The following is a 25,156-nucleotide window of genomic DNA, read 5'->3' as shown; positions in this document are numbered from 1 at the left end:
CAAAAAGTCAATGGGGTATCGGCAAAATGAATCTTTTTGTAAAGAGTTCATAGCCAGTTGGCCTGAACACATTCACTTTTTCTATTTTCAGCCGATATATACAGTACAATACTGAATGCGGATAGCGAGGGATTGAATTGTCTTTACAACAATACAATATTTTATTGGATTCAGGCACAAATGAATTAGAAATCGTCAAATTTGAAGTAGGCGTTAATACATTTGGCATTAATGTGATGAAAGTCCGGGAAATTATCCAGCCGGTCGACGTGACATCAGTGCCCCAGTCTCACAAGGATGTAGAAGGAATGATTAAGCTGAGAGGCGAAATCCTTCCCGTCATCAGCCTGTATTCATTTTTTGACGTTGACGCTCAAGGATCAAAAGACGATAAATATATCGTAACAGAATTTAACAAACGGAAAATTGTCTTTCACGTCGGTTCCGTTTCACAAATCCACCGGGTGTCATGGGAGGCCATTGAAAAGCCGACTTCACTCAACCAGGGCATGGAGCGGCATTTGACCGGTATCATTAAACTCGAAGACACAATGATCTTTTTACCTGATTATGAAAAGATCATTTATGATATTGAATCGGCTTCAGGGGTCGAAACATATCATGTTCACCAAGAAGGGTTTGATGAAAGACGGGCAGGCAAAAAGCTGATTATCGTTGAAGATTCGCCACTTCTGATGCGTTTGCTGACGGATGAATTAACCGAGGCCGGCTACAATGAGATCGCTGCCTTCGAAAACGGCAAAGAGGCGTATGATTATGTGATGAATCTCACGGACAACGGAGCAAACCTGTCAGAGCATGTTGACATGATCATCAGTGACATTGAGATGCCGAAAATGGACGGCCACCGTTTGACAAAGCTTCTGAAGGATAACCCGAAAAGCTCTGATGTGCCGATTATGATCTTTTCGTCCCTGATTACAGATGATCTGCGACATCGGGGAGAGGTCGTCGGGGCAGACGAACAAATCAGCAAACCGGAAATCAGTGAATTGATTAAAAAAGTCGATACATACGTCATGGAATAGAGAAAAGCCGATGCGTTTAAGCATCGGCTTTTTGCAGAATTAAAAATAACTTTCACCGAGTTTTTTAAACACGGGTTTATGATAAGCGGGCTGCTGCCTGTTTGCGGCAATTGGTTTTTCCTTTAAGCCCACATACTTTTGCAATAAGTTTTTCGCTTTTGTCAAAGACATTTGTGCTTTAGGATTGCGGTACGATTGATTTAACGTACCTAAATGCGGAAGATGCTGGAAGTCTTCTTTTGTTGGAGGCATGTGAAAATAGTAGTCTCCGATAGAGATAAGTACGTCTGACTGCTGTTGGCTAAACCTGGGATTATTTGAAAAATGAAGCCCTATTTTCTTCCCTTTGCCTTCTTTCACAAGCTTTTGTAAAGCCCGTTTTTTCAGCAGATAAAGGTATTTAGGGTTGGGGGCGGTTTTTGCATGGCGGTTCACAGTATAAACAGCTTTTGAAAGATTCTCGATGGTTGGCTGCAGCTCTTTCGAATAAGCGTGGTCGTCCATTATTTCTCTCCTTTGCATTGATCAAGTTCTTATATAGATTATACTTTTTTAGCGTTGAAATGCAAATATTGATTAAAAAAATACGCCTTTTTCTGATGAAAAGGGCGCATTTTTTTCCTTTATTAGACAGATTTCGCCGTTTTTCTGGATTCGGCCTTTAACGATTTCTGAACATCGATCTCGGCTGCCTCGGCGCTGTATTTCGGAAGAGCGATAAAATAGAACACAAACACCATCAAAATAACGGCTCCCATACCGTAATAAAGGTAATCAATATTGGAAACGATCTTCGGGAATAACAGGGCGACCAAACCGAGTGTAATGGACTGGGCAAACATCATAAAAGGGTCTTGCCAGCCGCTCACACGGCCCATAATTTTCGGATGGACGATTTTTGGCATCCAGCCGCCGATAGCGATATTGACGGGGCCGATACACATGCCAAGCACGAAAGCAGTCGCATAATAGATCCACAGGTTATCTGTATAGCCAAGCAGAAAGATCAATAGCCCGGCTGCCAAAATAGGAACCGACATTAAATGATGCGGCTTGACCTTCTTGGCGATGACCGTTCCGGCGACACTTCCGGCAAGCAAGCCAAAGCCGAGAGCGACCGTAAAGATGGAAGTATGCGATTCATAATTGTCAGGCGCAAGTCCGTACTTCATTGTAAACATCGGCAGTACGGCAAATCCGCCATTGACAAATCCAAAGATGAAAAAACCGAAAATAAGTGAAGCAAGCAATTTGTTTTTGACAATATACACGATACCTTCTTTAAAATCTGCGACCGAATCTTTAAGCACTGAATCTCCCCATTTAAAAGGACCGTTCGGCTGACGGGCTTCTATTGGAATGCGGCAGGCGCGGATGAGACAGCCTGACACAATAAAGCTGACAAAATCAAGAATGATCGCTCCGTGAATGCCGATCGTTTTATACATAAATGCACCTATACCCACGCCGAATACCATAAAGATGCTGAACAGAATTTGATTAAGCCCCGCAGCTTTCGCATAATGCTCCTTAGGCAGGATAGCTTGTACAAGGCTGGCTTCTGCCGGGAAAAAGAACTTTGTCACGGCGCTTCTGATGAACAAAATACAGAACACGAGAGGGATACTCCCGCTGTATAATGCGGCAAACAATACGATCGTCAGTCCGGCTCTGATCCAGTCACAATTCTCTGCGACCTTTTTCCTGTCAAGCCGGTCAGCTGCGACACCGACAATCAGAAATACGAAAACTGTCGGCAGTGAATACATCAGCTCAGCCAAAGTCGTGTATGCCGGCTGTCTGGAAAAATGGTCCAGCAAGTAAAAAGCGAAAGCCATATTACCTACAGTCGTTCCCATTTGAGAAGCGAGTGCTGCGAAAAATAAACGGACAAAATTACGATTTTTAAATATATCCATAAACACGCTCCTTACCCTAAAGGTCCCACTGTAATATATTATCATCAGCTCGTTTTTTAAACAAATGAGATACCGCTACCTCGTAATTGTCACTTTTGTTCCGTTCGGCACGGTTGCTGCAAGTTCAATAACGTCTTGATTATACATTCGAATACATCCTTTAGACACAGCTTTGCCGATCGAAGAGGGGTTATTTGTCCCATGGATGCCGTAGTGCAGTTTTGACAGGCTGAGCCAATAAGCGCCGAAAGGGCCGCCGGGCTTGGGCTGGCGGTTCACGATGTAAAATTCTCCGGTCGGCGTAGTCGTCAATATTTTTCCGACTGCGATCGGGTATGTGCGGATGAGCCGGCTGTTGCGGTATAATTGCAGCTGCTTCGCTCCGATAGAGACAATAATGGAAAATGGGATGGAGGATGGATCTGGAAGTCCCGGTATTATGATGTTCTGCCCCGGATTGACAGCCGAATGTATAGAGGGGTTTGCCTGAAGAAGCGCCGCAGTGCTCATTCTGAAATCTGCGGCAATGCTGGATATGGTTTCACCTTGTTTGACTTGGTAGATCAGCAGTTCAATCACCCTTCCTATAAGTTCTTTCCCATATACATATTAAGGAAGGGGCGTTTCTGCATCAGGACAAAAGTCTTATTTTTATGCAGCGCACTTCAGCGTGAACAGCGCGATTTCCGGTTTGGCCAAAAATCGCAGCGGCAGCCTTGTCGTACCGAGGCCGCGATTTACATAAATGGCTGTGTCATTTAATGTATACATGCCGTCTGTATATATTTTTCCGTATGGCGGCGTAATAAGAGGCCCGAAAAAAGGGAGCTGAATTTGTCCGCCGTGGGTGTGTCCCGACAGCTGCAGGTTGACGGGGTGTCCGCCAATCTTTAGAGCGGCATCCGGCTCGTGAACGAGTAAAATTGAAAACACATCCGCTGAAAGCCGGGAAAGCGTTCCTTCATAATCGGGTTTTCCGAGCATTAAATCATCCAGAGCGGCGATTTCGATGCTGCTTCCGTCCGTCAGCCGCAGCCGCTCGTATCCGTTCCGCTTTACTTGAAACCCTGCTCCTTCCATCAGCGCCTTATAGGTGTTCGTGCCGAATCCTCCGTGATCATGATTTCCGTAAACACAAAATTTGCCGAAGGGAGCCTGAAGCCTTTGCAAAGCAGCGAGCGCTCTCTTATGATCCCGATACATATGAGGTTTATCGATTAAATCACCCGTGAAGGTAATCAAGTCAGGTTTCAGCTGATTTATCTGTTGCACCGCTTTGTCCAAATCCTTGGATGTATACACATCACTTAAATGTGTATCGGTGAACTGAACGATTTTGAAATTGTCAAAACCGCGTGGGATGAAGCGGTGACGGATCGTGTGCCGGGTTAAATCGATCATACGAGGTTCAATATACCGGGCATAGCTATAGCCGCCGCCGGCCGTCAATATACCCGCGGCCAAAACGCCGATCCCTCTTTTTAAAAACGTTCGTCTTGTCATTTTCTCCATATGTAAACGCCAACCTTTGTCAGAGTTTTTCTATTATATCATCAGCTCGTCTGAAAAATCCCTTTTCAACATGTAATGACGGGAAAAGACAAATATGATAGAATTATGAATGACTATTCATTCAATAAATAAAGGGGTGTGTTTGTTATGAATAAGAAGGCAGTAATGATTACAGGCGGATCGAGCGGTATGGGAAAAGCGATGGCAAAAAGACTCGCAGGAGAGGGATGGCATGTCATGCTGGCGGGCAGAACTCTCGATGCGCTTGAGGAAACGAAAGCCGAAATTGAGACATTTCCGGGGCAGATTGCTTTTATTCAGATGGATGTCCGCTCCGAGACGGCGGCGGAACAAATGGTGGCCAAAACGGAGGAAGCTTTCGGTCGCGTCGACGCACTGATTAACAATGCGGCCGGGAATTTCATCTGCCCTGCTGAAGACCTTTCACCGAACGGATGGAAGGCTGTCATCGACATCGTCCTGAACGGAACATTTTTCTGCAGTCAAGCGGCAGGCCGCTATTGGATTAAAACGAAACAAAAGGGTTCCATTTTAAATATGGCAGCGACTTATGCCTGGGGAGCCGGGGCGGGTGTCGTCCATTCAGCAGCTGCCAAAGCAGGCGTGCTTTCGTTAACAAGAACGCTGGCGGTCGAATGGGGCAGAAAATACGGCATCCGCACAAACGCCATCGCTCCGGGACCGATCGAACGAACCGGCGGAGCGGAAAAACTCTTTGAATCAGAAGCTGCAATGAAGCGAACGCTGAACAGTGTGCCGCTCGGCCGTTTCGGCACACCTGAGGAAATCAGCGCGCTGGCGTCCTTTCTATTATCAGAGGATTCGTCTTATATGAATGGCGAATGTGTGACATTGGACGGAGGTCAATGGCTGAATTCACATCCTTTTTAAAAAACAAATCAGCGGGTATTGACGCTGTCCATATAGTCAATCTGACTTCGACCGGGTCGGAGTAAAAACCACTTGATCAAGGAATGAAATACTTACCAAAAAAATAAATAGGTAAGTAACCGAGCATGTAGTGAAGTTTTAGAAGACGTAAGAATGCCGAATAAAAAATGCAGCAGGCGGCAAATTTTTTTGCTCGCCTGTTTATAGTAGTTTCTTTCAGGTATAGGAGTGTAGCGTTGAAAAAATGTTAGATAATGCTCACATTGTTTTTCGTGGTTCCCTTTTTTTATAACGCCTTGCTCTTACTCATATTACTGCCAATCTTTTATTTAGTTAATAAAAAATATAATGAACGGCTAAATAAGTAATATCATTTCTGATATTACCTAATTCTGTACCCTCAAAAGAATTACCCTGCCTTAAATTGATGTCAATAACCAATGTGGTATAATCAGACAAAGATAGAGAAGCAGGTGATAACATGTTGGACCCACTTGATATATTAACGAATATTGATGATGTCATTCCGTATTATCAAGCCATTTTCAGCGCTGAAGAGCAAAGAGTCGTAGGCTACGAGGTGCTGGGGCGTATTTCGGCAGATTCTGAGATAGAGAGTCTCGGGCCGTTTTTTTTAGATCCCGGCATTCCTGAGGAATATAAGCTGGAGGTCGATGACAAAATTATCCGGCAGGCGCTCGACCGGTTTACAGATGCGGACCGTGACCTTTTAATCTTTATCAATCAGGATGCGAATGTTCTGATGCTTGATCACGGTGAAAGCTTTCTGGAACTCTTGAAAGAATATGAAGCAAAGGGTATTGAACTGAACCGCTTCGTTTTGGAAATCACCGAGCACAATTTTGAAGGTGACATTGAACAGCTGTACCATATGCTTGCATACTATCGTACATACGGAATTAAAATCGCAGTAGACAATATAGGCAAGGAAAGCAGCAACCTGGACAGAATCGCGCTCCTTTCACCAGACCTTTTGAAAATTGATTTACAGGCGCTGAAAGTGTCGCAGCCATCACCGTCCTATGAGCATGTACTGTACAGCATTTCATTGCTGGCGAGAAAAATCGGCGCTGCATTGCTGTATGAAGATATAGAGGCTGACTTTCAGCTCCAATACGCCTGGAGAAACGGAGGCCGCTTCTTTCAGGGCTATTACCTGCAGGCGCCGACTGATCATTTCTTAGATCGAGATCTTTTAAAAGCGAGATTAAAAACAGAGTTTCAGCAATTTATCACGAGAGAAAAAAAGAAGCTGGAAACGGTATATGAACACTCTGAGAATTTTTATAAGCGGGTCAATCAGGCTGTTTCCGAGCTGAAGAAAACCCATCAGGCGGATGATGAGTTTATTAAAAAACTGGCGGAAAACCTGACGGACTGCTGCTTCAGAATTTATATGTGTGATGAAGAAGGCTATCAGCTGACGGGAAATGTGTTCAAGCAATCCGGTGAATGGATCTATCAGCCCGAATATATGGAGAAAAACTGGAGCTGGCGCCCGTATTTTTTAGAAAACATCATGCGGATGCGGAATTCGAGAAAAGGTTTTTTCAGTGATCTATACAGTGACATTGAAACGGGAGAGATGATCAGAACCTTTTCATACCCGATGGATGACCATATGTATTTATTTATCGATCTGCCTTACTCTTATTTATATGAACAGGACGGATTACTTTAAAGCGGCTGCGGAATGCCGCTTTTTTTATATCATTTGAAAAAAATTTTAAAAAAATGATTGACATTGATACTGATAATCATTATCATTTACTTATAGAGAGAAGTTACTCTCTGTTCCCCAACCCCTCTATCAGATCAAGATCCGAAAAAGCTTGGCGCTACCCCCGCCAAGTTTTTTTTTGCTGTCTGTGCATAAAAAAGCCTGTTTTTTCATACATATAACGATGACGGCTCAAAAAGTAAAAAAATCATTTTTAACGCGTATGACATTCAAAAAAAAGCTTCAAACTATCAGAAAACAAGGTTTTCCCGTTTTTTTCTTTTTGTAAAATCCAGCGGGGAAATGCCATCCGGCCTTACTTTATGGTATGATGCTCTGTAGAACTTGTATTATAATAAATACTTGTTGATTTTGAAGTTGTTTTTTGAAAGGAGTCTTTTTTTAGAATGTCACAATTAATGGGTATCATCACAAGGCTGCAAAGCCTGCAAGAAACGGCGGAAGCGGCAAGCGAGCCGATGCAGCGTTATTTTGAAGTTAACGGCGAAAAAATATGCAGTGTTAAATATTTCGAAAAGAATCAAACGTTTGAGCTTACGGTATTTCAAAAAGGTGAAAAACCAACGACATATCCGTTTGATAACATTGACATGATTTCTATTGAAATCTTCGAGCTCCTTCAGTAACTTTATTTGATTTTTCAGGCTGACCAAGCTTCCCGTCTTCCGCAAGCGGAGAGCTTATAAATAACGCAAAGGAATGTGCTTGTTTCATATTGGTTGTAAGATCTTTGAAGAGGAGTGTCTTTACATGGCCGATTCTTTACTGTTTTATAATCTTTCAGAGGCACAAATGACCTTTCAAGATGTGATGGAACGGATGAAAAGCTTTGTCAGAAGAGATCCCCGTTCAGCATATGTGCTGTCTGTAGGGACCGATTCACAAGTTTTCCGCGACCGCACGAAATTTATTACAGCGATACACTTGCACCGAACAGGAAAGGGAGCTTGGGGCTGTTTGAAAAATCATGAACTCGCCAGACCGATACATAGCCTTCGCGAAAAAATTTCGCTTGAAACCGCGTTCAGCCAAGAGACTGCCGCATATATCCTTGACGGCCACTTAATTGAAATTACGGATTTGCTTCTGCCGTTCACCGGAGAAGGAGCGGATCTCACATTTGAAGTGCATCTGGATATCGGAAAAAAAGGGCTGACAAAAGAATTGATACAGGAAATGACCGGCAGGATTACCTCGATGGGCATTGAAGCGAAAATCAAGCCCGATTCCTACACAGCATTCAGTTATGCAAATCGTTATACAAAATAATATTTCATGCTGAGACCGTAAAATGTCGAATTATGCGGTTGACGATTTTTTTCTGTTTACTTATTCTAGCGGTAGAGCTGAAAGCAAATCTAACCTTGCTTTCAGAGGTATTCAGTAAAAAAATAGGGGGCCTGATTACGTATGAGTCTTATCGGTGAACGATTTACGGAAGAAGAACAAGATCTTCTGCTGAATATCCTGATCAATCATGAATATGCCATCGAGCTTTTGACCAGCGAGATCAACGATATAGAAGCAGGGACAAAAAGCGTTGATGGAACCACTTATAAAAAACTCGTAACGCTTTATGACCGTTTTCGAAACGAAAATTAATCAGTGACCTATAATTGATACTCGAATGCAAAGAGTATCTTTTTTATTGACGGAAACTTTTCGACAAAAAATGATAATGTTTATATTATTGTAATATAGGGTATACATGTTTTGATGAAAAATGTAAAGGGGTCGAAGTGACATGATTAGCTTACAATCGGATCAGCTTCTTGAAGCAACAGTCGAACAATTTATGATCGAGGCGGATAAAGTCGCGCACGTACAGGTCGGAAACAACCTTGAGCATGCTCTTTTAGTGCTGACAAAAACCGGCTATACTGCTATCCCTGTCTTGGACGCTTCGTACCGTCTGCACGGCTTGATCGGGACAAACATGATTATGAACAGCATATTCGGACTTGAACGGATTGAGTTTGAAAAGCTGGACCAAATTACGGTTGAGGAAGTCATGCTGAAGGATATTCCGCGTCTTCATATAAATGATCCCATTATTAAAGGGTTCAGTATGGTCATTAATAACGGATTTGTTTGCGTTGAAAATGATGAAGGCGTATTTGAAGGCATTTTTACGAGAAGAGTCGTTTTAAAGCAATTAAGCAAGCATATCAGATCATTGAATAAGTAGGCTCGCAGCACCGGCCTATTTTTTCTTCGTATACCAAAAAAAGAAAGCGTATACATACGAGTGATGCTTGCCTCGGCAGCCTTTATTTTATTAGAATGGAAGATAAGAAATATGCAGGTGCATTGAAAAGGAGGACGACATGCAGCTTCAAGAGCTTCATATGCTCGTAGTTTTAGCTGAGGAATTAAACATGAGAAAGGCTGCCGAACGATTATTCGTGTCACAGCCGGCTCTGTCCCAGCGATTGCAGACCATCGAAAAAGCCTGGGGAACAAAGATCTTTTTAAGGTCTCAAAAAGGATTGACGGTAACGCCGGCAGGGGAAAAAATCATTCAATTTGCAAATGACGTCACGGATCGGCAAGAGAGAATAAGAGAAAATATTGATGAGCTTGAAGGGGAAATACACGGCACATTGAAGCTTGCCGTCGCCTCCATTATCGGCCAGCACTGGCTGCCGAAGGTCTTAAAAACATATGTGGAGCGGTACCCGAATGCCAAGGTCTCACTCATTACCGGCTGGAGCAGCGAAATGCTGAAGAGTTTGTATGAAGACCAGGTACATATCGGCATAATCAGGGGAAACCCGGAGTGGAAAGGCCGAAAAGAATATTTAATGACCGATCATCTATATTTGGTCGATACTGAAATTTCTTGTATTGATGATATCGCCCATACTGATCGGCCGTTCATTCAGTTCAAGAGTGACAGTACATATTTTCAAGAAATTCAGCATTGGTGGCATCAAAAATTTAAAACCTCACCGAAGCAGACGATCCTCGTCGACCAGATCGAAACGTGCAAGCAGATGGCTCTGCACGGAATCGGCTATGCCATTCTGCCTTCCGTCACGCTTGAAGAGGAAGACAAAGTAAATAAAATGCCGCTTTTGGATGTAAAGGATCATCCGATAGGGCGTGATACATGGCTTCTCGGGTATGAGCCGGCATTTGAATTAAAACAGGTGCAGGCCTTTGTTTCTGTCGTGAAAGATATGCTGAAAGAGGAACGCCCATTTTAAGAAAGACAGCGCACATGCTGTCTTTTTTTTTATTTTTCATTGACAATGAAAATCATTATCATTTAAAGTATTGTATATGTTAATGAAAATCATTATCAATTATGGGGTGGTCATATGCAAAAAGCATTAATCATATACGCAAGCATGTCCGGGAATACAGAGGATATTGCCAATATCATAAAAGAAACACTGAAAGAGCACCAGATTGCAATTGACTGTGCTGACATGGATGAAGCTGATGCAGATTCCCTTATGTTATATGATTATGTCTTTATCGGGACATATACCTGGGGTGACGGCGATCTTCCTTATGAAGCTGAGGATTTTTATGAGGACATTTCAAATCTCCAGCTCAATGGGCTGAGAACGGCTTGTTTCGGGTCCGGCGACCATGCTTATCCGAAGTTTTGCGAAGCTGTAACTCTCTTCAGCCACGTGCTGGAAAAGGCCGGAGCTGTTTTGTATCCGGAAACGCTGAAAATCGAGCTTGCGCCGGAGACGGATGAAGATAAGGAGTGCTGCAAGGAGTTTGTCCGCGGTTTCCTTGCCTGGGCCGCACACCACGGGGACCAATGCCATGTTTCATAAAGGCGCGACGGCGGTGATGGCCTCTGTGTCTTCAGGGTATTTTGTCGCCATCAAAGGAGAGGGCATCTTTCATTTTTCTTTAGAAGAGGGATGGAAAAAGCTGTTTCAAATGAAAAGCACTATTCATGTAATGACGTACATAGGGCCTTATATATTTGCCGCGGGAGAAAAAGGGGTTATCATCAGATCGGCCGACCAAGGAAAAACCTGGACGACATCCAGTTTTCCGACGAGCGCTGCGATATGGGCTGTTACGGGCCGCAGCGACGGGTTTGTTTGTGCGCACGGCAAGCATTGCCTTTACTTATCCGATGATTTCGGCGCCACTTGGCATGTGGCTAAACCTTTTTCACGATTGAAGGAGCCGCCAGTGATCCGGTCATTATGTTTACACGGGCAGACCCTTTATATCGGCACTCGAATCCATATGAACCACGGCGGCATTTGGGCCTTTGATTTGGTGAGCGGAAGCGTCCGGCACGTGAATCGGGAAAGTCACCGCATGACGGCATCGATGCTGATGTATCAGGAGGACTGGCTGATTTCCGCCAAGGGTTCCATTAAGGGGAAACGAGGCGCGGTTACAGTACAAAATATCTGGACGGGAGAGGAGCTTGCCATTTCACCCGGACCTGCCGGGCGGGAAAAATCATTTCTCGATGTCTCTGAGGATGACGGCATTATTTATGTCACCTCTTCCCAAGATGAAAATGGGTTTTCACGCATTTATCAGGCGGATCTCGCGGCGCGGGAATTAAAATGGTTTGATACCATCAAAGGCCACGGCTGGAGGGTTGCAAACCGAAAAGAGAACTTTTTTTGCGCGGGTCTGTATGAATGTAAATTTGTCAGGCCGTATGAGGCAGCGCAGCTCGCGCATTAATGTCAATACATAAAGGAGAGAAGAAGATGGGGAATATTTTGCTTGTTTATGCCACGATGTCAGGAAACACTGAAGCAATGGCCGATCTTATTGAAAAAGGGCTTCTTGAAGCTGAGGCATCCGTTGACAGATATGAAGCAATGGATATAGATGCTGAGCTTTTGAATGATTATGAGCACATTATTTTTGGAACATATACATGGGGGGACGGAGATCTTCCCGATGAATTAATGGATATTGCCGAGGATATGGAAAACCTTCAATTTACGGGGAAAACGTTTGCTCTGTTTGGATCGGGAGACACGTCCTATGAATTTTTCTGCGGAGCGGTTGATGAATTGGAAAAGACGATCACGGCACGCGGCGGCCGGGTGGTGCTGCCGTCTGTCAAAATTGAAATGAACCCTGAAGGCAGTGAGGAAGAGGAATTGAAGGAATTCGGAAGACAATTTGCCGTTTTGTGCAGACAGCCGGCAGAATAAAGGCTTGTTCCTTTTTTTCTTGTCTTTGTATCCTTCCTTTGTTACAGTAATGAGGTAGAAAATCAGAGGAGGACATTACATATGAAAATGATGGACGCAAATGAAATTATTTCATTTATTCAAAATAGTACAAAATCAACGCCTGTTAAAGTTTACGTAAAAGGTGAACTGGAAGGCATCAATTTTGGCGCTTCAGCAAAAGCTTTCATCAACGGAAACACGGGTGTCGTTTTCGGTGAATGGAGCGAAATCAAAACAGCTATCGAAGAAAACCAAAATAAAATCGAGGATTACGTGATAGAAAACGACCGCCGCAATTCTGCGATCCCTATGCTCGATCTTAAGGATGTAAAAGCACGCATTGAGCCGGGCGCAATCATCCGCGACCAAGTAGAAATCGGTGATAATGCAGTCATCATGATGGGCGCTTCTATCAATATCGGTTCGGTGATCGGCGAAGGCACGATGATCGATATGAACGTTGTCCTCGGCGGACGCGCGACAGTCGGAAAGAACTGCCACATCGGAGCGGGTTCTGTATTAGCGGGAGTGATCGAGCCGCCAAGCGCTAAACCGGTTGTTGTTGAAGATGATGTCGTCATCGGCGCAAACGCAGTTGTGCTTGAAGGTGTAACGATCGGAAAAGGCGCGGTTGTCGCTGCAGGAGCAATCGTTGTAAATGACGTTGAGCCGTACACCGTTGTAGCGGGAACACCTGCGAAAAAAATCAAAGACATTGATGAAAAAACAAAAGGCAAAACAGAAATCAAACAGGAATTACGCCAACTGTAAGGAATGGTTTGATGGGAAGGGCGTGGATGACAATCCACGCCTTATTCGTATAGGCAGGAGGAATCAAAATGGAAAAAGAGCGGCTGATTGCCATCCGCAGAGACTTGCACCGCATTCCGGAGCTTGGCTTTCAGGAATATAAAACCCAGCAATATCTATTAAATATCCTAAAGCAATACCCTGAAGATAGAATTGAAATCGAAACATGGAGAACGGGGATTTTTGTGAAAATCAACGGGACGGCCCCGGAAAAAATGCTTGCCTACAGAGCGGATATGGACGCGCTTTCGATTGAAGAACAAACGGGGCTTCCGTTTGCGTCTGAGCATCCCGGCTTTATGCATGCGTGCGGACACGATATGCACATGACGATAGCGCTTGGCATTATTGATCATTTTGTCCATCATCCCGTTAAGCATGATCTTCTTTTCTTATTTCAGCCGGCGGAGGAAGGTCCGGGCGGGGCAGAACCGATGCTTGAAAGTGATGTCCTGAAAAAGTGGACGCCGGATCTTGTGACGGCTTTGCATATCGCGCCTGAACTGCCGGTCGGCACGATTTCCACGAAAAGCGGGCTGCTTTTCGCCAATACAAGTGAGCTTGTCATTGATCTGGAGGGCAAAGGCGGACATGCGGCGTATCCGCATACCGCAGATGACATGGTCGTAGCCGCAAGCACGCTTGTCACTCAGCTGCAAACAGTCATTTCCCGGAACACGGATCCGCTTGACAGCGCGGTGATCACTGTCGGGACGATTACCGGGGGAACGGCGCAAAACATCATTGCGGAAAACGCTCATCTGGAAGGAACGATCCGGACGCTTTCTGAGAAGTCAATGCGTATGGTGAAAGAACGGATTGAAGAATTGGTCAAGGGGATTGAAATAGGGTTTCGCTGTAAGGGAAAGGTCACATACCCATCTGTTTATCATCAAGTATATAATACAAGCGGCCTGACTGAAGAGTTTATGGAATTTGTCGCTGACCGTCAACTGGCAGTAGTAAAAGAAGCGAAAGAAGCCATGACCGGGGAAGATTTCGGGTATATGCTTAAAAAGTATCCCGGCTTTATGTTTTGGCTCGGAGCTGATTCCTCCCACGGTCTGCACCACGCAAAGCTAAACCCCGATGAGGGCGCGATAGAAACCGCAGTAAAGGTTATGGTCGGATATTTTTCGGAATATGCCAATTAAAGCCGAGAAGAAGAATAATCTAACAAAAAATGAGCCATTCTACATAACGGAGGTGTTCGATATGACGAAAAAAATTGGAATTGAACAATCATTATCGGATGTAGAACAAGCTTTAAAGCAAAAAGGCTATGACGTTGTGATGATGAAGACTCCTGATGACGCTAAAGGCTGTGACTGCTGTGTCGTCACCGGGCTTGACAGCAATGTGCAAGGTATAGCCGATACTTCCACACAGGCATCTGTCATTACGGCTTCCGGGATGACGGCTGACGAAATCTGCAGCGAAGTAGAAAAGAAACTTCATTGAATTGAAAAAACCGAAGCATGGGCTTCGGTTTTTCTATTCATCTGAAGCGGCTGCCTTGTGCCGGTCAAGCGCGATTTTTATTTCTCTTCGCAGGACGCGTTCGACCCGCCATTGCTCCATGTTTTCTGTTTTCGCGATAATTCTGATCACCATTTCGGATGCGCTTAAATCCTGCACGCCGATGACATCCGGCCCTTCTTTAATTTGCGGAAGCTCTGCGGCGGCTTTGTCACACGCTGCCTGAAGAATTTGAACCGTTTCATCGAGATTTTTTTCAAGCGGCACTTTAATATCGACAAGCGCCTGCATCGTGCCGCGGGAATGGTTGCTCACATTAATGATGCCTCGGTTGGGAATATAGTGGAGCGTGCCGTCAAAGCTGCGGATTTGTGTTGTGCGAAGCCCGACCTGCTCGACGATACCGTTGAAGCCGGCAACCGTAATGTAATCACCGACGTCGATTTGTTTTTCTAATAGGATGAAAAATCCGGTGACGATGTCACTGACAAGCCCTTGGGCGCCAAAGCCGACCGCAAGCCCTACCACGCCTGCTCCGGCAATGAGGGCACTCGGGTTGTAATGAAATAAATCCAATATCATCACGATAAAAATGAAAATCAGTATGTATGCATACACATTCAGCGCCAGGCTTTGCAACGTATAGGCGCGGCCTGTCGAAAGGTTGTTTTGTTTCTCGAATTTCGCAAACAGATGCTTGATCAGTTTGCTGCCGAGCGCCCGAAAAATAAAATAGGCTAAAATAATGAGGACCAGTTTTATGACGAATATTCCGGCAACAGTCAGCAGTCCGGCCCAATCATAGTGTTTCAAATCAATCATAGAGATGTCTTCCTTTCCGGTCATATTGCAGATAAAGCTAAAAGTTTGTTTCCCTGCTCAAGAACATGTTAAACTTTTTATAGCGATTGCGATAGAGTTATTTACATTTATTATTTGTTAATATTGACTAAAAAAACTGATTCCTTTATAATTATTTTTGTGAAGATATTAACTAAATGAGAATATTTATTCTCTTTTCTCATTTTAACATGGCTATTCAGCCAAATCATATACTTTGGAGGGAATTACATATGGCAGAACGTATGGTAGGAAAACAAGCTCCTCGTTTTGAAATGGAAGCTGTTCTCGCAAATAAGGAATTTGGCAAAGTCAGTCTTGAAGAAAATATGAAAAACGACAAATGGACAGTGCTTTTCTTCTATCCGATGGATTTCACTTTTGTATGCCCGACTGAAATTACAGCAATGTCAGACCGTTATGACGAGTTCGAAGACCTTGATGCAGAAGTTATCGGCGTATCAACTGATACAATCCACACTCACTTGGCTTGGATTAATACTGACCGTAAAGAAAACGGCCTTGGCGAGCTGAAATACGCGCTTGCTGCTGACACAAACCACGAAGTATCCCGTGAGTACGGCGTGTTAATTGAAGAAGAGGGTGTAGCGCTTCGCGGATTGTTCATCATCAATCCTGAAGGCGAACTTCAATATCAAACAGTATTCCACAACAACATCGGCCGTGACGTTGATGAAACATTACGTGTTCTTCAAGCCCTCCAAACAGGCGGACTTTGCCCGGCTAACTGGAAGCCAGGCCAAAAAACACTTTAATTTCGTTCACTTGAGCGGAGAAGATAAAAAGGTCTAACTACTGTTAGGCCTTTTTCATACTTATCAATATTGGAGGGAAAAAGAGATGAAATTACGTCAGCCAATGCCTGAATTGACAGGCGCTAAAGCTTGGTTTAACGGAGAAGTCACAAAAGAGCAGCTGATCGGAGAAAAACCGACATTAATTCACTTCTGGTCTGTCAGCTGTCATTTATGTAAAGAAGCAATGCCGCAGGTGAACGAGTTCCGCGATAAATATAAAGATAAGCTGAACGTTGTTGCCGTTCATATGCCTCGTTCCGAAGACGATCTTGATCTTGACAAAATCAAAGAAGTAGCGGCTGAGCATGATATTACACAGCCGATTTATGTAGACAGTGATCATGCGCTGACAGAGGCGTTTGAAAATGAATATGTGCCTGCTTATTACGTATTTGATAAAACGGGCCAGCTCCGCCATTTCCAAGCGGGAGGCAGCGGGATGAAGATGCTTGAAAAACGCGTCAACCGTGTTCTTGCGGAAACAGAGCAGGCTTCTGAATAATGTGATGACAGATTGGCTGCCGGGATGTTCCTGTCAGCCTTTTGTCTCGTTTTTTAAAAACCCTTCCCGTATCGGCAGAAAGGGTTTTTTGTGCGCTATTTGGATATGGATTTCCAAATAGCACACTTGCGAAATTTGTTAATAATTGTATGGTGATTTCTGCGGCAAGAGAGAAAAACAGCTGAGTACAGGCTCGTTCCTCGTTTTTCTCCTTTTTTGTTTATCGGTTTACATAGTCGAAAATTGTAGATAACTTCATTAAAGAAGTAATTTTAAGTTATATTTTGCATTTGTTGAAAAAAATGGAATGTTGTCCAAAATCCCCTATGGAATAAGGGATTTTTGTATAAAAAGTCTCATTTTCAGAAAATAAGCACTTTTTCATAGAGTAAATAAAATAGTAAAATGATAAAATAATAGTTGATAAAATTACTTTTGTAATCTAATATCTTAAATAAAGCGTTTAAATTTTTGACAGGGGGTTTTACACATGTTTAATGAAAGAGAAGCGCTGCGCTTACGTTTAGAACAATTGAATGAAGCAGAGGTTAAAGTCATTCGTGAATATCAAATAGAACGTGATAAAATATATGCAAAACTGAGAGAATTGGACAATACAGGAAGCCTGTCTGATACAAAAAAAGAGTATCGTCCGGAGAAGAAAAGCGAGTCTCTTCCGGTGCTTGCAGAGCTAGCGGCACAGGAAATGAGAAGCTATCAAAAACCGCAAACACAGCCTCAATCCGTTCAGCCGCAAATACAGTCTATTTCATCTCTTCCCGCCGGCATTCCTGACGGTTCTACAAGAAGAAGAAGAGGAACGGCAAGACCCGGATCAAAAGCAGCAAAACTGCGCGAAGCAGCTATTAAAACATTGAAACGCCACAACGCAGCCATTAAAAGTTCTGAGCTGCAAAAGGAAATTGAAAAGGAAAGCGGCCTTGAAATTCCTAATATGACAACATTTATGCAAAGCTTAATTAAAATGTACCCGGAAGTAAAAAAACCATACCGCGGCCAGTATATTCTCGAAGGTGAAATTGCTCCGGAAACGTCTGAATCAGTTACTGACACGTCTGCTGAATAGAAAAACAGTAAAAAACTGCTTGCGTTACTCAAGCAGTTTTTTTGCGTTGTCACGTTTACTCTCAGCTGATTTTGTGTCTTTTTTTTCGAGCTTTACGACCCATTTTTGGAAAGGTTTTTCTTCAGCTGCCCGTTCCTTGATCGCGTCCAGTTTTTCATCCAGAGACTCATCACGCCGCTCTGATTCTGCAAGCTGTTTTTGCAGGGAGAAGACTTGCTCCGTAACGGCTTCAAGCAGATGCTCTGTATGTTCGGAATTCGCGGAAACTGTGTGAAGTTCTGCCGCCGGTTCTTTCGTTTCCGCCGTGCGGCTGTCAATATCAGCAAAATGGCTGGCAATCCAAGCATCACTTTCATCAAGCTGCCTTTTATACGATAAAATGGTTTCTTGAAATAGTTTTTCTTTTGTTTTTTCTATTTCTACAAGCCGTTCTTTTGTTTCTATTATTCGTTCTCTCATATGATTAATTTCTATTTTGATATTTTTCAGCTGGTATTCTTTTTCTGTGATTTGTTTTTGCAGCCGGTTTTTTTCCTCCGCAACAGCGTCAAAAAGCTGTTTCGTTTCCTGATGAGAAGTCTGTTCAGCTTGTATGGCGGTTTCAAGTAATTGGATTCGGGTATGTAAGTTTTTATTTTCTTCTTCGAATTTTACGTTTGTCAGATGAAGACGGTGTTTTTCTTCAATTTCTCTTTTTCGCTGGAACGTTTCTTGCTGAAGCAGTTCTTGCAGGGTGACAATTTTATCAAGCAGCTCGGCTCTGACCTCCTGAAAAGTCCGGCTCGAGTTGTTTGTCTGTTTTTGCTGTGCCGTCATTTCTTCTAATTCGGATGAAAGTTTTTGAAGCTGTTCCTTAATGTTGGCGTTTTCCTGGAGAAGTTTATTGTTTTTTTGATGAAAATAGCTTTCTTCAAACTCTGAAATTAATTTTTGGCATCTGGCCAGTTCTGATTTTAAGTAAAGGTTCTCTTGAGAAGTGTCGTGGAAAAACGGACCTGATATTTTCATAAGAACCATCTCCCTCATGATGTTAACACTACAATATGGGAAAGGAAGAACGGCTATTCCTCTTAAATAAACAGACAAGCACCGGAACATTGTGTTTCGTATGAGGCGTTTGCTATCCTTTTATACAGAATAGGAGAGATGACATGAAACGGGTGAATGTATTATTGGCAGGCGGAGCTTCCCGACGATTCGGTGAGCCGAAAGCATTTGCAAAATGGAGAGGCGAAATGTTTTATGAACGGGCGAAAAACGCATTTGGCAGCGGAGAATCGGTTATTATCTGCCGTCCTGAACATATTGAAAGATTTACATCACACAAAGAGAAATATGTTTTTCCGGATTTACTGCCTTTCCGGGGAATGGGTCCCTTGGCCGGCATATATACGGCAATGGAACAGATGGAGGGCGAGTCATATACGGTGTTATCCTGTGATACGCCGCTTGTTTCAAGGAGGACCGTGGCTTCACTGGAAATGAGGATGACGGGCGGAGCGGACGCTGTCATTCCGATTTGCGGAAAAAGAGAGCAGCCGCTGATCGCGGTATATCATAAACGGGTCAAAAACCTGCTTTTTGATCAGCTTACACATAACCAGCTGCGGATGGCGGATGCGCTGCGGCAGCTGTCGGTCTGTTACGTGCAGGCTGAAGAGATCGGCGCAGCGCCGGAGGAGTTTGTAAATATTAATACTCAGGATGACTACCTCGGACTTTTGGCTCATATGGAGTCTTCGAATCAGGACTAAGCGGGAAGAAACATGGTATGATGGAAATAAAAAAGGCAAGGGGACAATACAGATGGAAGAGCGCTATTCACGGCAGACGAGATTTAAGCCGATAGGGGAAGAGGGACAGAAGGCACTGGCTGACAGCAGCGTGCTGATCGTCGGAGCCGGCGCCCTCGGAACAGCCGGCGCGGAAGGCCTTGCGAGAGCCGGAATAGGCCGCATGGCGATTATAGACCGGGACTATGTGGAATGGAGCAATTTACAAAGACAGCAACTGTATACGGAAGAAGACGCGAAACAGCGCATGCCGAAAGCGATGGCGGCAAAATCGCGTCTTTTGGCGGTCAACAGTGAAATACATATAGATGCCTATGTGGCGGAAGGTACGGCCGAAACCCTTCAGCCCCTTATAGAAGCGGCTGATTGCGTAGTGGACGCGACTGATAATTTTGAAACGAGAATGCTGATAAATGATCTTGCGCAAAAAACGAAGACGCCTTGGATTTACGGGGCCTGTGTCAGCAGCCAAGGGATGTATATGACGATTATTCCGGGAGTTACGCCGTGTTTGTCATGCCTGTTTGAGCAAATACCAGTGGGCGGGGCGACATGTGATACGGCCGGCATTATTCCCCCTGCGGTTCATATCGTCTCTGCATATCAGCAGGCTGAGGCGCTTAAACTGCTGACAGGTCATGTGAAAACAGTCAATCGGCGCTTTGTCACCCTTGATGTGTGGAATAACAGCAGTATGAGCATAAATGTAGATCATATCAAGCGGGATCATTGTCCGTCCTGCGGCCTGGAGCCCGAGTATCCGTATTTGCAGCCTGAAAACACGCCGAAAGCAAGCGTGTTATGCGGAAGAGACACTGTTCAAATCAGATCGGACGCTTTAAAACGGCTGCCGAAACAAGAGCTTGTAAAACGGCTGAAGCTGATCGGGAAAGTCGAAGCGAATGAATTTCTGCTGCACATAGCGTATGAGCGTTTCAGAATCGTCATTTTTCAAGACGGCCGTGCGCTGATTCACGGTACAAATGACATAACAGAAGCAAATTCAGTTTTGGCAAGAGTGATTGGGCTGTAACAACAGGAGGGGATCTATATGCTGGAAAAAAGAACACCGATACAGGTAGATGAGGCGGTTCGCCGTGTAAGTCAATATAAAAAACAAGGGGAAACAGAATGGGTAGGGCTGGAGGACAGCCTTCACCGCTATTTGGCGGAGGACGTTAAAGCCGACCATGATGTGCCGGCTTTTGACCGTTCTCCATATGACGGGTTTGCCATCAGGGCTCGCGATACAAAGGCGGCTTCGCGGGAAAATGAAGTCAAGTTTGCGGTGATTGACCATATCGGAGCCGGCGCCGTGTCAGAAAAAGAGCTTGGCCCGTATGAAGCGGTCCGCATTATGACCGGAGCGCAGATTCCAAAAGGCGCGGATGCCGTCGTCATGCTTGAGCTGACCAAAACGTTTTCGGAAAACGGCACGGATTACATGTCAGTGAGACGCCCGTTTCATGAGGGTGATAATATCTCCTGTCAAGGAGAAGATGCAAAAAAAGGCAGATCCCTATTAAAAAAAGGAACGAAAATTACGCCAGGCGTAACCGCACTGTTAGCAACCTTCGGCTATGCGTCCGTTCCGGTTGTCAGAAAACCCGTTGTCGGCATTATCGCCACCGGAACGGAGCTGCTCCATGTCAGCGACCCGCTTGAGCCGGGTAAAATCCGCAACAGCAACGCGGCAATGGTATATGCCCAGGTCATTGAAGCGGGGGCGGTTCCTCTTGATTTAGGCAAAATCTCCGACGATTTTGAAGACAGCTACGCTGCGGTGAAGGAAGCGATGAAAAAAGTTGATTTTCTGATCACTACAGGCGGCGTGTCTGTCGGTGATTTTGATTTTCTGCCTGACATTTATGAAAAACTCGGCGCGGAGGTTTTGTTTAATAAAGTTGCAATGCGGCCGGGGAGCGTCACAACCGTAGCCCGGGCAAATGACATGCTGCTGTTCGGCCTTTCAGGCAATCCGTCCGCATGTTATGTCGGTTTTACGCTGTTTGTGAAGCCGATGATCCAGACGTGGCTTCTGAATGAAAAGCCTCACTCAGGATGGGCTGAGGCCGTGCTGACAAATGATTTTCCGAAGCCGAATCCGTTTACGAGATTTGTTCGGGCGTTCGTTTATCACGAGGATGGCAAGATGATGGCGTCACCGGTCGGTTTGGACAAATCAAGCTCCGTAACGTCCCTTGCTGAGGCGAATGCGTTCATTATTTTACCGGGCGGCACGAGGGGATATGAAGCGGGCCGGACGGTTTATGCGCTCCTTATCCGCGATGAGAATGGAAGTGAATGGCCGTGGTCAATTCTTTCCCGATCCTCCAGGTCGTAGGTTTTCAAAACAGCGGAAAAACGACGTTTATCGAACGGGTGCTGGCGTCTGCTCCGAAGGAATTAAAAGTGGGCTGTTTAAAGCATCACGGCCATGGCGGCGAGCCCGATCTGTTTTCTGAAGAGAAAGATTCGGAGCGCTTATTGGCGGCCGGAGCCGATATTACGGCAGTTGAGGGTGCTGGCGTCTTGCAGCTCACGGTGCGCAGGGAATGGGACCTCACGCGCCTGATCGGCCTGTACGGTTTTCTCGGGACGGACTGTCTGCTTATTGAGGGGTTTAAGCGTGAACCGTATCCGAAAATCGTGATGATTAAAAATAAAGAAGAATGGCAAAAGCTGCGGCAATTAGAGCACGTAATCGCCGTTGTCTGCAGAAATATGGAGCTTGCAGCGGCACAGCCGGGATTGCCTGTGTTCCATGCGGATGATCCGGCTGCCGTTACGTTTGTGCTTTCACAGCTGAAGGGGGAATCTGCATAAATGAACCGTTTTCAAATCACAACAGAACCTATCATTACAGAAGATATCGTAAAAAAAGTTGAAAAACGTGAAGCTGGGGCAATCACCACGTTTATCGGCACGGTGAGAGAGTGGACGGCCGGCCGCCGGACTGTAAGGCTTGAATATGAAGCCTATGAGCCGATGGCTGTTCAAATGCTGTCTCAAATCGGCGCAGAAATCAGCGCGAAATGGGAGGGGGCAGAGACGGCGATCACCCACCGGGTCGGCGTCCTTGATATCGGCGAGGCGGCAGTTGTCATTGCGGTCTCCTCACCGCACAGAAAGGCCGCATACGAGGCGAATGAATACGCGATTGAACGTATTAAACAGATCGTGCCGATTTGGAAAAAAGAAATATGGGAAGACGGTGAAGAATGGATAGGCGACCAGCTTGAAACGACTGCATATCCGAATGGAAAACCGGATCGCAAAAAAGGGGATAGCCATGATTAAAGTTCTTTTATTTGCCGGACTTGCCGAGCAGGCAAAAACATCTGTCATAGAGCTTGACGAGAAGCAGGCTGCAATTTCGGAAATTAAAACGCTGTTAAAAGAGCAATACGACCTTCACGCAATTGACAATGCGATGATAGCGGTAAATGAAATGTACGTAAAAGAAAACATCATATTATCGACTGGCGATACAATCGCCTTTATCCCTCCGGTAAGCGGAGGATGAGAAAAACCGGATGAGCATGACTGCCATCCGGTTTTTTATTTGCATATCTTCCGATTGAAACAGCATACAATGATGTTTTGTAAGGTATTTTACCGCCGCCGGATGGAGAAAAGATACATCTTCTGACTGATTTTTAGGAATATTATGGAAATGAAAAGAAGGAACGGATATAGTAAAAAGAATCATATCGGAAAGGTGCATGCTCATGAATACATTTAAAAGATTAAAACATTATTATTGGCCGTTCAAAAACGTATTTATATGGTCGATTCTTGCGATGCTCATTACAATTGCCATTACCGTTGTCTATCCTGTCATCTTGCAAATTACAATTGACGACATCGTGCTGGGCGGTCAATTCCAGCTTGCTGCATGGATCGGTCTCGGGTTTATCGGCGTCATGATCATAAAAGGAGCCGCTACGTTTTTTCATCAATATTTAGGCGACATGTTCGGTATTCGATCGGTTTATCAGTTAAGAAACGGACTGTACGGCAAGCTGCAAAGGCTGTCTTTTTCTTATTATGATAACGCCAAAACGGGGGACTTAATGTCTCGTCTTACTGCGGACGTCGAAGGCCTCCGTTTTTTCTTATCATACGGCCTCGCTGAATTCATTCGTTTTATTCTGCTCGTTTCGGTCAGTTTGAGCGTCATGTTTTACTACTCAGTTTCCCTCACCATCGTGACAATCGCTGTTCTGCCATTTTTAGCCGCCGCAGTATACAGGTTTGATAAAAAAGTCCATCCTGCCTTCAGAAGCGTCAGAACATCATTCGCAAGCCTCAACACGAAAGTTCAAGAAAATATCAGCGGTATTCATACCGTGAAATCGCTGTCCAGAGAAGACTTTCAAATCAGCGGATTTAACAAAGCGAATCAGGAATACCGCTCGACCTTTCTAAAGACCTCCTCGATCTGGTCAGCTTACTTTCCGTTAATGGAGCTGATCGGTAACATTTCTATCGTGGCACTTCTTTCTTACGGAGGCTATCTTGTTATGCAAAACCAGCTCAATCCCGGTGAACTGGTGGCGTTTTTCAGTCTTGTCAATTATATGATGTGGCCGATTATGAACTTGGGCTTTGTCATTAATATGTTCTCCCAAGCGAAAGCATCAGGCGAACGATTGCTCGACATTTTAGATCAAGAAGAAGAAATGAAAGATCAACCCGGTGCGGCAGTCATTGAGGGTGTGAAAGGCACTGTTCAATTCAGCGGCGTGTCATTTAGCTACGGAACGGAATCCAAACAAGCGCTCAGCAGCGTCAGTTTTGAAGCTGGACGCGGGAAGGTTATCGGATTGCTGGGGCCTACCGGCTCAGGTAAAAGCACAATTACTCAGCTTTTAAGCCGATTTTACGAACCGTCAGGCGGAGTGATTTTCTTGGATGGCAAGCCGCTTTCTGAGTACTCTTTGCAGTCATTGCGTTCCCGAATCGGTGTCGTGTTCCAAGAATCGTTTCTGTTTTCTTCGACGATAAGATCGAATATTTCATATGGAAATCCAGAAGCCGCAATGGAGGATGTCATTGAGGCGGCTGAAAAAGCCCAGGCCCATGACTTTATTATGGAGCTTCCTGACGGGTATGACACCATGCTCGGGGAAAGGGGGCTGGGCTTGTCAGGCGGCCAAAAACAGCGGATCGCCATTGCAAGGGCCATCTGCTTACAGCCTGACATTTTATTGCTGGATGATGCGACAAGCGCTGTGGATATGGAAACAGAGCAGAACATACAGGCGGGGTTAAAAGAGGTGATGAAAAATCGCATTACGTTTATCATCGCGCACCGAATCTCGTCATTAAAGCATGCAGATGAAATTCTGGTTATACAGGACGGAGCCGTCACAGAAAGAGGCACTCATGAAGAGCTTCTTGGGAAGTCCGGCTATTACAAAAAAATCCATGATATTCAGTACAAAGATCTGGAAGCGGTGCAGATGCCGCATCGGGTCGGATAGG

Annotated in this window: 30 protein-coding genes; 24 read left to right on the top strand and 6 right to left on the bottom strand. The window is 44.8% G+C overall.

All coding sequences use genetic code 11. The annotated features are described in order from the left end of the window. Positions 1 to 137 precede the first annotated feature (137 nt). Positions 138 to 1,049, top strand: a complete 912-nt coding sequence (gene cheV, locus KY305_RS06510) for a chemotaxis protein CheV (protein ID WP_223061849.1) — start codon at positions 138 to 140, stop codon at positions 1,047 to 1,049. A gap of 39 nt (positions 1,050 to 1,088) precedes the next feature. On the opposite strand, the gene KY305_RS06505 is transcribed toward cheV, so the two are convergent. The 4 genes from KY305_RS06505 to KY305_RS06490 all read right to left on the bottom strand — a co-directional run bounded on the left by KY305_RS06505 (position 1,089) and on the right by KY305_RS06490 (position 4,480). After that, positions 1,089 to 1,553, bottom strand: a complete 465-nt coding sequence (locus KY305_RS06505; protein WP_061522084.1) for a YkyB family protein — start codon at positions 1,551 to 1,553, stop codon at positions 1,089 to 1,091. 122 nt (positions 1,554 to 1,675) lie between these two features. Then, positions 1,676 to 2,968 carry an MFS transporter gene (locus KY305_RS06500; protein ID WP_223061848.1) on the bottom strand — a complete coding sequence of 431 codons (1,293 nt, stop codon included), beginning with the start codon at positions 2,966 to 2,968 and terminating at the stop codon, positions 1,676 to 1,678. A 75-nt stretch (positions 2,969 to 3,043) separates the two neighbouring features. Further along, entirely contained in the window at positions 3,044 to 3,538 is a 495-nt protein-coding gene (locus KY305_RS06495) for a L,D-transpeptidase family protein (protein ID WP_223061881.1), read from the bottom strand. Positions 3,539 to 3,619: 81 nt separating this feature from the next. Further along, complete coding sequence (locus KY305_RS06490; protein WP_223061847.1) at positions 3,620 to 4,480, bottom strand: metallophosphoesterase; 861 nt, start codon at positions 4,478 to 4,480, stop codon at positions 3,620 to 3,622. Between the two features lie 147 nt (positions 4,481 to 4,627). Here KY305_RS06490 and fadH point away from each other — a divergent pair, with 147 nt between their 5' ends. From fadH to KY305_RS06425, 13 genes are all read left to right on the top strand, one after another. Further along, on the top strand, positions 4,628 to 5,392 hold the full coding sequence (gene fadH / locus KY305_RS06485) for a 2,4-dienoyl-CoA reductase (RefSeq protein ID WP_223061846.1): 765 nt from the start codon (positions 4,628 to 4,630) through the stop codon (positions 5,390 to 5,392). 481 nt (positions 5,393 to 5,873) lie between these two features. Continuing rightward, a complete protein-coding gene (locus KY305_RS06480; protein WP_223061845.1) occupies positions 5,874 to 7,094 on the top strand; it encodes an EAL domain-containing protein in 1,221 nt (406 codons plus the stop codon). A gap of 446 nt (positions 7,095 to 7,540) precedes the next feature. Further along, positions 7,541 to 7,780, top strand: coding sequence for a YkuJ family protein (locus KY305_RS06475; protein ID WP_061522077.1), 240 nt, complete (start codon positions 7,541 to 7,543; stop codon positions 7,778 to 7,780). Positions 7,781 to 7,904: 124 nt separating this feature from the next. After that, a complete protein-coding gene (locus KY305_RS06470; protein WP_223061844.1) occupies positions 7,905 to 8,423 on the top strand; it encodes a ribonuclease H-like YkuK family protein in 519 nt (172 codons plus the stop codon). Between the two features lie 141 nt (positions 8,424 to 8,564). After that, the gene (abbA, locus tag KY305_RS06465) at positions 8,565 to 8,756 is read left to right on the top strand and encodes an antirepressor AbbA (protein WP_214799644.1); all 192 of its coding nucleotides are present in this window, start codon (positions 8,565 to 8,567) and stop codon (positions 8,754 to 8,756) included. A 142-nt stretch (positions 8,757 to 8,898) separates the two neighbouring features. Further along, entirely contained in the window at positions 8,899 to 9,342 is a 444-nt protein-coding gene (gene cbpB, locus KY305_RS06460) for a cyclic-di-AMP-binding protein CbpB (RefSeq protein ID WP_061522074.1), read from the top strand. A gap of 139 nt (positions 9,343 to 9,481) precedes the next feature. Further along, positions 9,482 to 10,363 (top strand): transcriptional regulator CcpC, encoded by an 882-nt coding sequence (ccpC, locus tag KY305_RS06455; RefSeq protein ID WP_214799642.1) that lies wholly within the window; start codon positions 9,482 to 9,484, stop codon positions 10,361 to 10,363. A gap of 114 nt (positions 10,364 to 10,477) precedes the next feature. Beyond that, positions 10,478 to 10,951, top strand: coding sequence for a flavodoxin (locus tag KY305_RS06450; protein ID WP_223061843.1), 474 nt, complete (start codon positions 10,478 to 10,480; stop codon positions 10,949 to 10,951). Continuing rightward, entirely contained in the window at positions 10,941 to 11,834 is an 894-nt protein-coding gene (locus tag KY305_RS06445) for a WD40/YVTN/BNR-like repeat-containing protein (RefSeq protein WP_223061842.1), read from the top strand. Before KY305_RS06450 ends, KY305_RS06445 begins: the two co-directional genes overlap by 11 nt. 26 nt (positions 11,835 to 11,860) lie before the next feature. Continuing rightward, the gene (locus KY305_RS06440) at positions 11,861 to 12,316 is read left to right on the top strand and encodes a flavodoxin (RefSeq protein WP_223061841.1); all 456 of its coding nucleotides are present in this window, start codon (positions 11,861 to 11,863) and stop codon (positions 12,314 to 12,316) included. Between the two features lie 81 nt (positions 12,317 to 12,397). After that, positions 12,398 to 13,108 carry a 2,3,4,5-tetrahydropyridine-2,6-dicarboxylate N-acetyltransferase gene (dapD, locus tag KY305_RS06435; protein ID WP_223061840.1) on the top strand — a complete coding sequence of 237 codons (711 nt, stop codon included), beginning with the start codon at positions 12,398 to 12,400 and terminating at the stop codon, positions 13,106 to 13,108. Positions 13,109 to 13,176: 68 nt separating this feature from the next. Then, on the top strand, positions 13,177 to 14,301 hold the full coding sequence (locus KY305_RS06430) for an N-acetyldiaminopimelate deacetylase (RefSeq protein WP_223061839.1): 1,125 nt from the start codon (positions 13,177 to 13,179) through the stop codon (positions 14,299 to 14,301). Positions 14,302 to 14,362: 61 nt separating this feature from the next. Then, the gene (locus KY305_RS06425; protein WP_214799631.1) at positions 14,363 to 14,608 is read left to right on the top strand and encodes a YkuS family protein; all 246 of its coding nucleotides are present in this window, start codon (positions 14,363 to 14,365) and stop codon (positions 14,606 to 14,608) included. A gap of 33 nt (positions 14,609 to 14,641) precedes the next feature. On the opposite strand, the gene KY305_RS06420 is transcribed toward KY305_RS06425, so the two are convergent. Further along, positions 14,642 to 15,448: a mechanosensitive ion channel family protein gene (locus KY305_RS06420; protein WP_223061838.1), complete on the bottom strand. Its 807-nt coding sequence runs from the start codon at positions 15,446 to 15,448 to the stop codon at positions 14,642 to 14,644. Between the two features lie 251 nt (positions 15,449 to 15,699). On the opposite strand from KY305_RS06420, the gene ahpA reads away from it, so the two are divergent. The 3 genes from ahpA to rok all read left to right on the top strand — a co-directional run bounded on the left by ahpA (position 15,700) and on the right by rok (position 17,873). Next, the gene (ahpA, locus tag KY305_RS06415) at positions 15,700 to 16,242 is read left to right on the top strand and encodes a biofilm-specific peroxidase AhpA (RefSeq protein WP_061522065.1); all 543 of its coding nucleotides are present in this window, start codon (positions 15,700 to 15,702) and stop codon (positions 16,240 to 16,242) included. Between the two features lie 85 nt (positions 16,243 to 16,327). Then, complete coding sequence (locus KY305_RS06410) at positions 16,328 to 16,786, top strand: TlpA family protein disulfide reductase (RefSeq protein WP_214799627.1); 459 nt, start codon at positions 16,328 to 16,330, stop codon at positions 16,784 to 16,786. A gap of 490 nt (positions 16,787 to 17,276) precedes the next feature. Further along, positions 17,277 to 17,873: a transcriptional regulator Rok gene (gene rok, locus KY305_RS06405; RefSeq protein WP_223061837.1), complete on the top strand. Its 597-nt coding sequence runs from the start codon at positions 17,277 to 17,279 to the stop codon at positions 17,871 to 17,873. A gap of 24 nt (positions 17,874 to 17,897) precedes the next feature. Here rok and KY305_RS06400 read toward each other — a convergent pair whose 3' ends face one another. Beyond that, on the bottom strand, positions 17,898 to 18,881 hold the full coding sequence (locus KY305_RS06400; RefSeq protein ID WP_223061836.1) for a coiled-coil domain-containing protein: 984 nt from the start codon (positions 18,879 to 18,881) through the stop codon (positions 17,898 to 17,900). 143 nt (positions 18,882 to 19,024) lie between these two features. Here KY305_RS06400 and mobA point away from each other — a divergent pair, with 143 nt between their 5' ends. The 7 genes from mobA to KY305_RS06365 all read left to right on the top strand — a co-directional run bounded on the left by mobA (position 19,025) and on the right by KY305_RS06365 (position 25,155). Further along, on the top strand, positions 19,025 to 19,627 hold the full coding sequence (gene mobA, locus KY305_RS06395) for a molybdenum cofactor guanylyltransferase (RefSeq protein ID WP_223061835.1): 603 nt from the start codon (positions 19,025 to 19,027) through the stop codon (positions 19,625 to 19,627). 52 nt (positions 19,628 to 19,679) lie between these two features. Beyond that, positions 19,680 to 20,699, top strand: coding sequence for a MoeB/ThiF family adenylyltransferase (locus KY305_RS06390; RefSeq protein WP_223061834.1), 1,020 nt, complete (start codon positions 19,680 to 19,682; stop codon positions 20,697 to 20,699). An 18-nt stretch (positions 20,700 to 20,717) separates the two neighbouring features. Next, the gene (locus tag KY305_RS06385) at positions 20,718 to 22,010 is read left to right on the top strand and encodes a molybdopterin molybdotransferase MoeA (RefSeq protein WP_223061833.1); all 1,293 of its coding nucleotides are present in this window, start codon (positions 20,718 to 20,720) and stop codon (positions 22,008 to 22,010) included. After that, positions 21,971 to 22,492 carry a molybdopterin-guanine dinucleotide biosynthesis protein B gene (gene mobB, locus KY305_RS06380; protein WP_223061832.1) on the top strand — a complete coding sequence of 174 codons (522 nt, stop codon included), beginning with the start codon at positions 21,971 to 21,973 and terminating at the stop codon, positions 22,490 to 22,492. Before KY305_RS06385 ends, mobB begins: the two co-directional genes overlap by 40 nt. Beyond that, positions 22,493 to 22,966, top strand: a complete 474-nt coding sequence (locus KY305_RS06375) for a molybdenum cofactor biosynthesis protein MoaE (protein WP_223061831.1) — start codon at positions 22,493 to 22,495, stop codon at positions 22,964 to 22,966. Then, entirely contained in the window at positions 22,959 to 23,192 is a 234-nt protein-coding gene (moaD, locus tag KY305_RS06370; RefSeq protein WP_223061830.1) for a molybdopterin converting factor subunit 1, read from the top strand. Before KY305_RS06375 ends, moaD begins: the two co-directional genes overlap by 8 nt. 205 nt (positions 23,193 to 23,397) lie before the next feature. Then, the gene (locus KY305_RS06365) at positions 23,398 to 25,155 is read left to right on the top strand and encodes an ABC transporter ATP-binding protein (protein WP_223061829.1); all 1,758 of its coding nucleotides are present in this window, start codon (positions 23,398 to 23,400) and stop codon (positions 25,153 to 25,155) included. The last annotated feature ends 1 nt before the right edge of the window (position 25,156 follow it).

Origin of the sequence: Bacillus sp. YC2, assembly GCF_019891195.1 — a bacterium.
Lineage (GTDB): Bacteria > Bacillota > Bacilli > Bacillales > Bacillaceae > Bacillus.
The sequence above is the reverse complement of the archived record's forward strand: the minus strand, read 5'-3'. Positions and strand labels throughout refer to the sequence as shown.

Bases quoted from the DNA above. Each gene is read 5' to 3' on its own strand.
- KY305_RS06400 (WP_223061836.1), bottom strand. From the start codon at position 18,881: ATGAAAATATCAGGTCCGTTTTTCCACGACACTTCTCAAGAGAACCTT.
- ahpA (WP_061522065.1), top strand. From the start codon at position 15,700: ATGGCAGAACGTATGGTAGGAAAACAAGCTCCTCGTTTTGAAATGGAA.
- KY305_RS06430 (WP_223061839.1), top strand. From the start codon at position 13,177: ATGGAAAAAGAGCGGCTGATTGCCATCCGCAGAGACTTGCACCGCATT.
- moaD (WP_223061830.1), top strand. From the start codon at position 22,959: ATGATTAAAGTTCTTTTATTTGCCGGACTTGCCGAGCAGGCAAAAACA.
- KY305_RS06425 (WP_214799631.1), top strand. From the start codon at position 14,363: ATGACGAAAAAAATTGGAATTGAACAATCATTATCGGATGTAGAACAA.
- KY305_RS06385 (WP_223061833.1), top strand. From the start codon at position 20,718: ATGCTGGAAAAAAGAACACCGATACAGGTAGATGAGGCGGTTCGCCGT.
- KY305_RS06375 (WP_223061831.1), top strand. From the start codon at position 22,493: ATGAACCGTTTTCAAATCACAACAGAACCTATCATTACAGAAGATATC.
- ccpC (WP_214799642.1), top strand. From the start codon at position 9,482: ATGCAGCTTCAAGAGCTTCATATGCTCGTAGTTTTAGCTGAGGAATTA.
- mobB (WP_223061832.1), top strand. From the start codon at position 21,971: ATGGCCGTGGTCAATTCTTTCCCGATCCTCCAGGTCGTAGGTTTTCAA.
- KY305_RS06440 (WP_223061841.1), top strand. From the start codon at position 11,861: ATGGGGAATATTTTGCTTGTTTATGCCACGATGTCAGGAAACACTGAA.
- KY305_RS06420 (WP_223061838.1), bottom strand. From the start codon at position 15,448: ATGATTGATTTGAAACACTATGATTGGGCCGGACTGCTGACTGTTGCC.
- KY305_RS06475 (WP_061522077.1), top strand. From the start codon at position 7,541: ATGTCACAATTAATGGGTATCATCACAAGGCTGCAAAGCCTGCAAGAA.
- KY305_RS06450 (WP_223061843.1), top strand. From the start codon at position 10,478: ATGCAAAAAGCATTAATCATATACGCAAGCATGTCCGGGAATACAGAG.
- dapD (WP_223061840.1), top strand. From the start codon at position 12,398: ATGAAAATGATGGACGCAAATGAAATTATTTCATTTATTCAAAATAGT.
- abbA (WP_214799644.1), top strand. From the start codon at position 8,565: ATGAGTCTTATCGGTGAACGATTTACGGAAGAAGAACAAGATCTTCTG.
- KY305_RS06470 (WP_223061844.1), top strand. From the start codon at position 7,905: ATGGCCGATTCTTTACTGTTTTATAATCTTTCAGAGGCACAAATGACC.
- KY305_RS06480 (WP_223061845.1), top strand. From the start codon at position 5,874: ATGTTGGACCCACTTGATATATTAACGAATATTGATGATGTCATTCCG.
- KY305_RS06410 (WP_214799627.1), top strand. From the start codon at position 16,328: ATGAAATTACGTCAGCCAATGCCTGAATTGACAGGCGCTAAAGCTTGG.
- fadH (WP_223061846.1), top strand. From the start codon at position 4,628: ATGAATAAGAAGGCAGTAATGATTACAGGCGGATCGAGCGGTATGGGA.
- KY305_RS06505 (WP_061522084.1), bottom strand. From the start codon at position 1,553: ATGGACGACCACGCTTATTCGAAAGAGCTGCAGCCAACCATCGAGAAT.
- mobA (WP_223061835.1), top strand. From the start codon at position 19,025: ATGAAACGGGTGAATGTATTATTGGCAGGCGGAGCTTCCCGACGATTC.
- KY305_RS06365 (WP_223061829.1), top strand. From the start codon at position 23,398: ATGAATACATTTAAAAGATTAAAACATTATTATTGGCCGTTCAAAAAC.
- KY305_RS06490 (WP_223061847.1), bottom strand. From the start codon at position 4,480: ATGGAGAAAATGACAAGACGAACGTTTTTAAAAAGAGGGATCGGCGTT.
- KY305_RS06445 (WP_223061842.1), top strand. From the start codon at position 10,941: ATGTTTCATAAAGGCGCGACGGCGGTGATGGCCTCTGTGTCTTCAGGG.
- KY305_RS06390 (WP_223061834.1), top strand. From the start codon at position 19,680: ATGGAAGAGCGCTATTCACGGCAGACGAGATTTAAGCCGATAGGGGAA.
- cbpB (WP_061522074.1), top strand. From the start codon at position 8,899: ATGATTAGCTTACAATCGGATCAGCTTCTTGAAGCAACAGTCGAACAA.
- rok (WP_223061837.1), top strand. From the start codon at position 17,277: ATGTTTAATGAAAGAGAAGCGCTGCGCTTACGTTTAGAACAATTGAAT.
- KY305_RS06500 (WP_223061848.1), bottom strand. From the start codon at position 2,968: ATGGATATATTTAAAAATCGTAATTTTGTCCGTTTATTTTTCGCAGCA.